The 9,160-nt window shown below is 69.6% G+C and carries 9 protein-coding genes and 2 pseudogenes; 6 read left to right on the forward strand and 5 right to left on the reverse strand.

Features of this window, described 5'->3' with window-relative positions:
• The first annotated feature begins 226 nt into the window (after positions 1–226).
• Positions 227–2,161: a molecular chaperone HtpG gene (gene htpG / locus V7E45_RS35805; RefSeq protein WP_333778445.1), complete on the forward strand. Its 1,935-nt coding sequence runs from the start codon at positions 227–229 to the stop codon at positions 2,159–2,161.
• A 246-nt stretch (positions 2,162–2,407) separates the two neighbouring features.
• Here htpG and V7E45_RS35810 read toward each other — a convergent pair whose 3' ends face one another.
• A complete protein-coding gene (locus tag V7E45_RS35810; protein WP_333778446.1) occupies positions 2,408–2,767 on the reverse strand; it encodes a DoxX family protein in 360 nt (119 codons plus the stop codon).
• A 51-nt stretch (positions 2,768–2,818) separates the two neighbouring features.
• Positions 2,819–3,370, reverse strand: a complete 552-nt coding sequence (locus tag V7E45_RS35815) for a cupin domain-containing protein (protein WP_333778447.1) — start codon at positions 3,368–3,370, stop codon at positions 2,819–2,821.
• Positions 3,371–3,466: 96 nt separating this feature from the next.
• Here V7E45_RS35815 and V7E45_RS35820 point away from each other — a divergent pair, with 96 nt between their 5' ends.
• The 3 genes from V7E45_RS35820 to V7E45_RS35830 all read left to right on the forward strand — a co-directional run bounded on the left by V7E45_RS35820 (position 3,467) and on the right by V7E45_RS35830 (position 6,520).
• Entirely contained in the window at positions 3,467–4,303 is an 837-nt protein-coding gene (locus V7E45_RS35820; protein ID WP_333778452.1) for a LysR family transcriptional regulator, read from the forward strand.
• 181 nt (positions 4,304–4,484) lie between these two features.
• Positions 4,485–5,543 carry a hypothetical protein gene (locus tag V7E45_RS35825; RefSeq protein WP_333778453.1) on the forward strand — a complete coding sequence of 353 codons (1,059 nt, stop codon included), beginning with the start codon at positions 4,485–4,487 and terminating at the stop codon, positions 5,541–5,543.
• A gap of 164 nt (positions 5,544–5,707) precedes the next feature.
• On the forward strand, positions 5,708–6,520 hold the full coding sequence (locus V7E45_RS35830; protein WP_333778448.1) for an alpha/beta fold hydrolase: 813 nt from the start codon (positions 5,708–5,710) through the stop codon (positions 6,518–6,520).
• 79 nt (positions 6,521–6,599) lie between these two features.
• On the opposite strand, the gene V7E45_RS35835 is transcribed toward V7E45_RS35830, so the two are convergent.
• Together V7E45_RS35835 and V7E45_RS35840 are read right to left on the reverse strand one after the other, a co-directional pair.
• Entirely contained in the window at positions 6,600–7,004 is a 405-nt protein-coding gene (locus tag V7E45_RS35835) for a nuclear transport factor 2 family protein (protein WP_333778449.1), read from the reverse strand.
• A gap of 268 nt (positions 7,005–7,272) precedes the next feature.
• Positions 7,273–7,464: pseudogene (locus V7E45_RS35840) on the reverse strand (fic family toxin-antitoxin system, toxin component); the annotation flags it as partial.
• Positions 7,465–7,501: 37 nt separating this feature from the next.
• Between V7E45_RS35840 and V7E45_RS35845 the strand changes: the two are divergent.
• Positions 7,502–8,293, forward strand: coding sequence for an FG-GAP-like repeat-containing protein (locus tag V7E45_RS35845; RefSeq protein WP_443056330.1), 792 nt, complete (start codon positions 7,502–7,504; stop codon positions 8,291–8,293).
• A gap of 212 nt (positions 8,294–8,505) precedes the next feature.
• Positions 8,506–8,715, forward strand: a complete 210-nt coding sequence (locus tag V7E45_RS35850; RefSeq protein ID WP_333778451.1) for a hypothetical protein — start codon at positions 8,506–8,508, stop codon at positions 8,713–8,715.
• Between the two features lie 43 nt (positions 8,716–8,758).
• On the opposite strand, the pseudogene V7E45_RS40790 reads toward V7E45_RS35850, so the two are convergent.
• Positions 8,759–8,899: pseudogene (locus V7E45_RS40790) on the reverse strand (IS5/IS1182 family transposase); the annotation flags it as partial.
• Positions 8,900–9,160 lie beyond the last annotated feature (261 nt).

Here is a 9,160-nt window from a genome sequence, read left to right on the forward strand (position 1 = left end):
CGCCCCCACCTGGCGGCCCACCCCGACCTCGCCGCCCGACTCGACACGCTCACGACGCCCGCGACCGGCCCCGGCTGATCGACGGCAGTCGCGGCGCCCGGCGACGCGACGACCGAGATCTTCATGCGGCGCCCGGCGATGCGGCGACCCAGATCTTCATGTCCGACGTTGTTCTCAGTAACTGAGCCCGTTGTCCGATGCCAGGACCTGTGAGGTATACGCGACCATGCCAACCGAAACCTTCGAGTTCCAGGTGGAGGCCCGTCAGCTGCTGCAGCTGATGATCCACTCCGTCTACTCGAACAAGGACGTCTTCCTCCGCGAGCTCGTCTCCAACGCCTCCGACGCGCTGGACAAGCTGCGCCTGGAGAAGTTGCGGGACGACTCCCTCGACGCCGACGTGTCCGACCTGCACATCGAGCTCGACGTCGACAAGGACGCCCGCACCCTCACCGTGCGCGACAACGGCATCGGCATGTCCTACGACGAGGTGGGGCAGCTCATCGGCACGATCGCCCACTCGGGCACCGCCCAGTTCCTGCAAGAACTGAGGGAGGCGAAGGAAGACGCCAAGGAAGGGGCCGAGGAGGGCCTCATCGGCCAGTTCGGCGTCGGCTTCTACTCGGGCTTCATGGTCGCGGACGCGGTGACCCTGGTGACGCGGCGCGCCAGGGAGAGCGAAGGCACCCGCTGGACGTCACGCGGTGAGGGCACCTACACCCTGGAGACGGTCGCCGACGCGCCGCAGGGCACCTCGGTCACCCTCCACCTCAAGCCGGCCGACCCGGACAACCAACTGCACGACTACACCTCCCCGTACAAGATCCGGGAGATCATCAAGCGGTACTCGGACTTCATCACCTGGCCCATCCGCATGGCGCCCGAGGGCACGGGCGCGGACGGCGACGGCTCGGAGGACAAGGGCGACGAGACGCCCGCGCCGGAGACGCTCAACTCCATGAAGGCCCTGTGGGCACGCTCCCGCGACGAAGTGTCCGAGGAGGAGTACCACGAGCTGTACAAGCACGTCGGACACGACTGGCGCGACCCGCTGGAGACGATCCGGCTCCAGGCGGAGGGCACCTTCGAGTACCAGGCCCTGCTGTTCCTGCCCGCCCACGCCCCCTACGACCTGTTCAACCGTGACTACAAGCGGGGCCTGCAGCTCTACGTCAGGCGCGTGCTCATCATGGAGGACTGCGAGGCACTGCTGCCGCCGTACCTCCGCTTCGTCAAGGGTGTCGTCGACGCGGCGGACCTCTCGCTCAACGTCTCCCGCGAGATCCTCCAGCAGGACCGTCACATCGACATGATGCGCCGCCGCCTGACGAAGAAGGTCATCTCCACCGTCAAGGACATGATGACCAAGAACCCGGACCACTACGCCACGTTCTGGCGGGAGTTCGGCACGGTCCTCAAGGAGGGTCTGGTCACCGATCCGGAGAACCGCGACGCCCTGCTCGCCGTGGCCTCCTTCGGGAGCACCCACCATGAGACCGAGCAGACGACGCTCAAGCAGTACCTGGAGCGGATGAAGGACGGTCAGGACGACATCTACTACCTGACCGGCGAGTCCCGGCAGAGCATCGAGAACTCCCCGCACATGGAGGCGTTCCGGGACCGCGGCATCGAGGTGCTGTTGCTCACCGACCCCGTCGACGAGGTCTGGGCCGACGCCGTCGGCACGTACGAAGGAAAGAACCTGCGGTCCGTCGCCAAGGGCCGCATCGACCTCGACGCCGATGAAGCCGACGCGTCCGAGGAAGAGCTGAAGCAGCAGAGCGAGGAGTACGCCGGGCTCCTCGGCTGGATGACGGAGCAACTGGGTGAGGACGTCAAGGAGGTGCGCCTGTCGTCGCGCCTGACCGTCTCCCCCGCCTGCGTGGTCTCCGACGCCGACGACCTGACCCCGGCCCTGGAGAACATGTACCGCGCCATGGGCCAGGAGGTGCCCCGCGCCAAGCGGATCCTGGAACTCAACGCCCAGCACCAGCTGGTGAAGGGCCTCAACCAGGCCTACGCCGAGCGCGAGGACCACACGGCGCTCGCGGAGACCGCCGAACTCCTCTACGGCCTCGCGGTACTCGCCGAAGGCGGCCAGCCGAAGGAGCCGGCACGTTTCGTCAAGCTGATGGCGGACCGCCTGCAACGCGCGCTGTAGCCGGCTGCGCCGACGACCGCAGTGCCGGCGCGGAGGTGCCCAGGTCAGCAGGACGACGCTGACCTGGGCAAACGTGCGAGCTGTGGCTTGGCCGGTGTGCCTGCGCAGAAGGGTGCGCTTTCCTCTGAGCACCCCGGGGATCAGGGGTCCACCGCGCTCCAGCGCTCGGCCAGGACGTCGACGCGCACGCGCTCGCCCCGAGAACTGGGGTGAAGCCGGTTCCAACCCGCTCCACCCCCATCCGGATCACAGCTCGGCGGCCAGCCAGACGGTCACGGCCGCGGTGGCGATGAGCCCGACGTTGAGTGCGATCCGGCGGTCCTCGCCGCTCAGGTGGACGGCGACAGCACCGGCCTGCAGGAGGACGAAGCCGAGGGCCGCGACCGGCGCCAACGCGGGCGCGATGCCTGTCAGCGGCGGCAGGATGAGGCCCGTCGCGCCGAGTATTTCGACCGTTCCCAGCGCTCTGACGGCGGGCAGGGGCAAGCGGTCGACCCAGGCCATCATCGGCCGGAGTTGATCACGGCTGCGGATCACCTTCAGCGTTCCCGCGTAGAGGTAGAAGAGGGCGAGCAGTCCCGCGACGAGCCAGTAGGCGATGTTCATGGTTCCCGTTCATCGAAGGTGGCCGAGCCGGGCCGCGCCGTTCCGTCGGCCTCAGGCGAGGTCGGGGGTGGCGGGCTCGGTCGCGTAGCGGCTCATCGCCTCGACGTTGGCCTCCGGCGTCAGCGGCCGGCCGTCGGCGAGCATCTCCTGGAGGTCCCTGAAGTACTGGACGTACAGGTCGGGCGTGAATGTGCTGAGCATGACGGCGGGTTCATCCGACGGGTTGGCGAAGGTGTGCTGGGTACCGGGTGGGACCATCACGAGCGTGCCCGCAGAGGCGTCGTACTCCTCACTCCCGACGGTGAACCGCACGGTGCCGGAAAGGATGTAGAAACCCTCGTCGTGTCGGGCGTGACGGTGCTGCGGCGGCCCCTGGGTGTGCGGCGCGAGGACGGACTCGACGATCGCGAGGCGGTGCCCGGTGTGGCTGCCGTCCTCCAGCACGCGCATGCGCGTGGAGCCCAGGACGATCGACTCGCCGCCGCCGGGGCCCACCACCGATACGCCGGAGGCGATCTGCGGCCCGCTGGACTTGGCCACTTCGGCGGACTTGGCTACGTGGGGGGTCTTCGCTTCTACGGTGGTCTTCGCTTCCTCGGTCATGCTCACGAGTCCACCGCCATGGCCCCTCGGCTGTCCAAGACCTGTCCTGCGACGCCGATACCCGATGGGTATCGTGGCAGGGTGGAGCTACGGACACTGCGCTACTTCGTGGCCGTCGCCGAGGAACTCCACTTCGGCCGGGCCGCCAACCGACTGCACATGAGCCAGCCGCCGCTGAGCCGGGCGATCAAGCGGCTGGAGGCCGACGTAGGGGCGCTGGTCTTCGACCGCACGCCGACCGGCGTCACGCTCACGCCGGTGGGTGCGCTGCTGCTCGACGAGGCCCGGGACCTGCTCGAACATGCCGACCGCGTCCGCGTGCGCGTGGGCGCGGCGGCCGGCATCGCGGCCATCACGGTCGGCATCCTGGGCGACGGCACCGACCCGGGAGTGTCCAGGCTTGCCGCCGCGTACCGCCGTAGCCACCCCGGCGTCGACATCCGCATCCGCGACACAGACCTGACCGATCCGACCTGCGGGCTGCGCGCCGGGCTGGTCGACATCGCCCTGACCCGGGCGCCCTTCGACGAGACCGCCCTGACCGTGCGTACGCTGCGGGCCGATCCGGTCGGCGTGGTCCTGCGCGCCGACGATCCGCTCGCCGGCCGCGACCGGCTCCGGCTGGCCGAGCTGAGCGACCGCCGCTGGTTCCAGTTCCCCGAGGGCACCGATCCCGTCTGGCAGGCGTACTGGAACGGCGGCACCCGGCGCGAGGGCCCGGTCGTGCGCGCCGTCCAGGAATGCCTGCAGGCCGTGCTGTGGAACGGCACGGTGGGCGTGGCGCCACTCGGCCACGACCTGCCCGCGGGACTGGCCGTCGTGCCACTGATCGACATGGCGCCGAGCCGAGTGGTCGCGGTGTGGAACGAGGCTGACACCAACCCTCTGATCCGGTCCCTCGTCGAGATCGCGACAGCCGCGTACCGGCACTGAGCCACCCGTGCACATTCGCCGTCCGCGACCGCCGATGACGGGCGGGTGCCTACGCGCCACGTCGGTGGCGGCGTTCCAGCGCCGGCGCCAGCTCCAGCTCCAGCTGGTGACGAACGAAAAAACACGTTGGCCGGTCGCCGCACGGCTGCGAAGATGCCCCTGTTCGCGATGCGGAGGGTCTTTGTACGTTGTCGTCTGCGCGGGGTGCGACGCCGAGCTGACCGCCCCGTTGTCCCAGGTCGCGCTGCCAGTCCACGCGCATCAGAAGTACGGGAACGGGGTTCAGCTCCCGGTGCTCATGGAGTCCGGGACGTTCGCCATGGATGGGGAGCCCTGGGGGTCGCTGTCGCGGAGGTGGGAGGAGAACCATCCAGACGAGGCGGAGGCCCGCGGCATGATCGTCATCTCACCGGGGGATCTACGCGGCACCCTGCTGATCCCGAAGAAGGCCGGCGGCTACTGCTGCGGTCTCGACTGGGGCGACGGTCCCAACGTGGCCTGTGCGGCGTGCGGCCTGCCCGTCGCGACCCGGATCGACGACTGCTCGCTCTGGCAGGCGGTGTGGTTCGCCCCGGACGCTGTGCAACGCGTTCTCGTCGACGACACCGACACGGCGATGCTCTCCTGGGAGGATCTGCTGGCGGAGGGAACGGGCACGCCCCCGTTCGAGCCGATCACTGCGTGGGGATCGCGGGTCGGGTCCAGGCATCACTGGTCATGGAGCCCCCAATGGGAGGCAGCGGCCGGCCAGGCCCTCGCGCACCTGCTGGTGTCCTCCGAAGGACGACCGGTGAGCGTCCCGGACGGCCTGCTCAAGGAAGTGTTCCAAGGCGCCCTGGACAGCCTGCTGCCCGCGGGTCCACCGGAGCGGCGCGCCATCCTCTCCGGACCTGGACGTCCCTCTCCCGGTGCGAGCGACGACATCCTCTTCGTGCCGGTCCATCCCCAGACGGGGCGGACCTGGACCCCCGCCGATGCGGCCGCGGCCGCGAGCGCGGCCGCATCGGCATATCGCATACCGCTGCCGTTCGGCGTGTGGCTGTGGCTGGCCTTCCCCGAGCCGGACCTGCCCGTTCCCTCGTCGGCCGGCCTCCCGTATGACGTCTTGCGCGACCACCCTCTCCCACCGCGCCCGCCTCACCCGCTCCGGGCCGATCGGGACATCTTCCAGCGCACCTTGGTCCGGCTACCGGCCGGCCGCAGCCCGTGGCTCCGCGAGATCCTCGACAACCTCACGTAGCAACTACGCACCACTCAGCGGCCGGTGGCTTCCTTGCATGGGCTCCCCAGGCCACTCGTCCGGGTCCGCGTTGCGCCGTCGAACCGCGCGACGGAGACTGGCCGGGAGGGCGAGGTCGGATGGCGTGAAGGCCAACGGGGTGACTGTCCGGAGAGGTCTGGGACATGGGTGATTACGTGGATCTTCCCGGCGTCCGGACCTGGTACGAGACCGAGGGAAGCGGTGATCCCCTTCTCCTGCTGCACGGCGGCTTCTGCACCATCGAGACATGGGGTGCGCAGCGGGCGGACCTGGCCGCCGCGTACCGCGTCTTCCTTCCCGAACGTCGTGCGCACGGACACACGCCGGATGTCGCGGGGCAGTTGTCGTACCAGGACATGGCCGAGGACACGGTCGACTTCCTGGAGGCGGTCGTGCGGGCCCCGGCCCATTTGGTGGGCTGGAGCGACGGGGGCATCATCGCGCTGATCGTGGCCGCCGCCCGGCCGGACCTGATCCGCAAGGTGGTGGTGATCGGGGCCAACTTCCGTCCCGCTAGTGAGGCGTTCGTCGAGCCGGCGATGTTCGACGCCATGGCCCAGGGCAGCGACGAACTGGAGTTCTTCCGCGCGATGTACGAACCGGTGACACCGGACGGCGCCGAGCACTGGCCGGTCGTCGCACGGAAGATCCTCGACATGTGGCGCGGCCAGCCCACGCTGACGACCGAGGACCTGGGGCGGATCACCGCACCGACGCTGGTGATGGCCGGCGACGACGACATGGTGACGCTTGAGCACACGATCGCGCTCTACCGAGCCGTCTCCGACGCGCAGCTTGCCGTCGTCCCCGGCGCCTCCCACCTCGCGCCGCTGGAGAGGCCCGCTCTCGTCAACCGGCTGATCCTCGATCACCTCGGGCAGGACGCGGCGGAGACGATGATGCCGATCCGGCGAGCGACGCGACCGGCCCCGGCCGCTGACGCCCGGGTGACCTGAGACGTTGGCCCAAGACGCGGCCGGTCATGGAAGTGTCGACGCGTCGGTGCTTGGCGGACGGGCTGAGCGAGGCCGAGGATCAGGCTCTCGCGATGGTCCGGCCCGGCATCGGCTCCGCGAGCTCCGCTCGCCAGGCGGGCGCGCCGAAGGGATCGGCGAAGTACTGCGTCTCGTGCACCACGTGTTGACCGGCGAATTGCATGATGCTCACCGAGTACGAGGGCACACCGTCGTAGGTGATGACGCATTCGCTCACCCATAGATTCGCCTGACCGGTGATCCGCCGGACCGTGAAGTGCCGGTCGGCCGGGTGCCCGCCGCGTTGTGCGGAGATCGCCGCCCGGCCCCGGAACCGCTCACCGGACTGCGGGTAGTCCAGGATCGCGTCCGTGGCGTAGATGGCGTGCTCCGCTTCGGAGTTCCCGCGTTCCGAGGCTCGCCAATGCTCCTCGATCGCGGCCCTGGTCCGGGAGTCAGCATCCATGGCACCGCCCTTCCGTGGCGGTGACAGCCTAGGCACTCCAGCCCCACCCGCCCGGGAGCCGAGCGGACACGGGCTGCAAAGTCCTCCCTTCGGCCGGATCAGGGGGCGGCGGGCCGCCCTCTTGCGCGGTTGTGGCAGCCGGCGTGCGCGCTGGAGCCGCGGCCGCGTCAGTGACGGCCAAGGGCCGGGAGACGGACACGGCGAGGACTGCCGCGGGATCAGCCGCGGCGGCGGGCGTCAGGTGGGAGGCGGCGGGCAGCGGTGGGCGTCAGGTGGCGGTGGGCCAGGTCCGCAGCAGGGTGGCGATCTTGCCGGCGGTGCAGGCGGGGTCCAGCAGCAGATCCTTGAGGGCGACCGCGTACTCGCGGCCGGGTTTGACGGAGATCCCCGCGGCGTCGAGGTACATCACGCCGGTGGCGGCGGCCACGGCGAGGTTGGAACGCTCCAGCCAGCGGCACCGGGCAGCGGCCGTAGCCGCCTCTCTGACCGGCGGCCTGATGGCCGTCTGGGCCGACTGTGCCGTGGCCGACCCGGCCAAGCTCGCGGACGACTTCAACGGCGACGGATACCGGGACCTCGCCATCGGCATGCCCCAGAAGGCGATCAGCGGGAAGGAGGGCGCCGGTGCCGTCCTCCTCACCTTCGGCTCCGCCCACGGCCTGACCGGCAAGCACGTCTACATCACCCAGAACTCCACCGGCATCCCCGGCACGGCCGGATACCAGGACTTCTTCGGCAGCAGCCTCGCCAGCGGCGATCTGAACCACGACGGATACGCCGACCTACTGGTCGGCAGGGAGGACGACACCACCGCCGGCACGTCGGACAACGGCTCCGTGACCGTACTGTGGGGCGGCGCCTCGCCGTTGCGAAGAGGCCTCGCCCTGCCCATGGGGCAGTCGTATTCCGGGCGCATGCTCGGCTCCGACATCGCCGTGGGTGACTTCACCGGCGACTCCGCCCCCGACGTCGCCGTCAGCGGGCAGACGTCTCTGCGGCTGTACTCGGGCACGTTCACCCGCACCAAAGCCCCCGCCGGGATCGACGTGTCGGACCAGGATCCCACCGGCATCTGGAACATCACAGCCGGCGACTTCGACGGCGGCGGCAAGGCAGACCTCGCCGTCTCGGCCCCCGAAGAGGACCCCTACCGCAACCAGGGCAGCGGCGCCCTCTGGCAGCTGCGGGGCACCAGCAACGGAGTGAGCACCCGCGGCGTCAGCGTCTTCGGCTCGAAGGACTACGGCGTCGCACCCAGCTCCGGGATCGGCGAAACCCTCCTCGACTGAGGTCTGCCCACCACCGTGTCGACGGCGCGGGCGAGTTCATTCAGACAGCTGAGGTCTCGCGGCATACTGGCGCTGATTATTGACCTTGTTCTGCTGCGGGGGTGTTCGTGTTGCAGCTGCGGTGTGAGGCGGTCCGGTGGGTGGACGACGAGCCGTGGCCTGGCGTGGTCGAGGTTCGGCTCACGGACGCGGCGGGACGGTGCTGGTCACTGGTGGACAAGATCCCAGTCTTCGTGGCCATGGACGAGCTCGGTCCGGACTCGCCCTATCCGGTGGAGGTCACCGTCGCCTGCAGGGTCACTGAAGGACACGGACTGCTGGAGAACGACGAGGTGGTCACCGTCTCCACCTCGCCGCACGGCGTCATGACGCCGGACGGACGTGAGGAGTTCTCGGTGAGGCGGGACCAGCTCATCAGTTGAGAACAAGGTTGTGGAGCCGTGCGACGCCGAGCATCGGGAGGCAGTCGTTGCGGTTGCTGCTGGGCAGTGGCAGGCCGACGGCGACGACGAGCCGGCTGTTGGCGTCGATGACCACCTGCTGGTTGGTGGGATACCGGTAGTCCATGCTGGAGACCGCGATTGTCCGATCCCGGGTGGGCACCAGCAACACCCGTCCTCCAAACTGAGCTACCACGGCCGCTGGTCGTCACCGCCACGACGGCGAACCAGCACGACCAGCTTGCGAAACCGCGCCGGCCGAGCACACCCGGACTCTCTGGACACGACCCGCGCCCCCGGCCAGGCATGCCCGGGCCCTCTTCCCTGCTCCAGACACGCCGAGACTGCTCCGTCCGGGTGTATCCGTCATGCGATCGGCCGTGCCTGGGCCTTCTGGGGCCCCCGTCCGGCTCCCGCACCGCGAGGA

It is taken from the genome of Streptomyces sp. IBSBF 3136, from assembly GCF_036815105.1.
GTDB lineage: Bacteria > Actinomycetota > Actinomycetes > Streptomycetales > Streptomycetaceae > Streptomyces.

Bases quoted from the DNA above. Each gene is read 5' to 3' on its own strand.
- V7E45_RS35830 (WP_333778448.1), top strand. From the start codon at position 5,708: ATGGGTGATTACGTGGATCTTCCCGGCGTCCGGACCTGGTACGAGACC.
- V7E45_RS35845 (WP_443056330.1), top strand. From the start codon at position 7,502: ATGGCCGTCTGGGCCGACTGTGCCGTGGCCGACCCGGCCAAGCTCGCG.
- V7E45_RS35810 (WP_333778446.1), bottom strand. From the start codon at position 2,767: ATGAACATCGCCTACTGGCTCGTCGCGGGACTGCTCGCCCTCTTCTAC.
- htpG (WP_333778445.1), top strand. From the start codon at position 227: ATGCCAACCGAAACCTTCGAGTTCCAGGTGGAGGCCCGTCAGCTGCTG.
- V7E45_RS35835 (WP_333778449.1), bottom strand. From the start codon at position 7,004: ATGGATGCTGACTCCCGGACCAGGGCCGCGATCGAGGAGCATTGGCGA.
- V7E45_RS35815 (WP_333778447.1), bottom strand. From the start codon at position 3,370: ATGACCGAGGAAGCGAAGACCACCGTAGAAGCGAAGACCCCCCACGTA.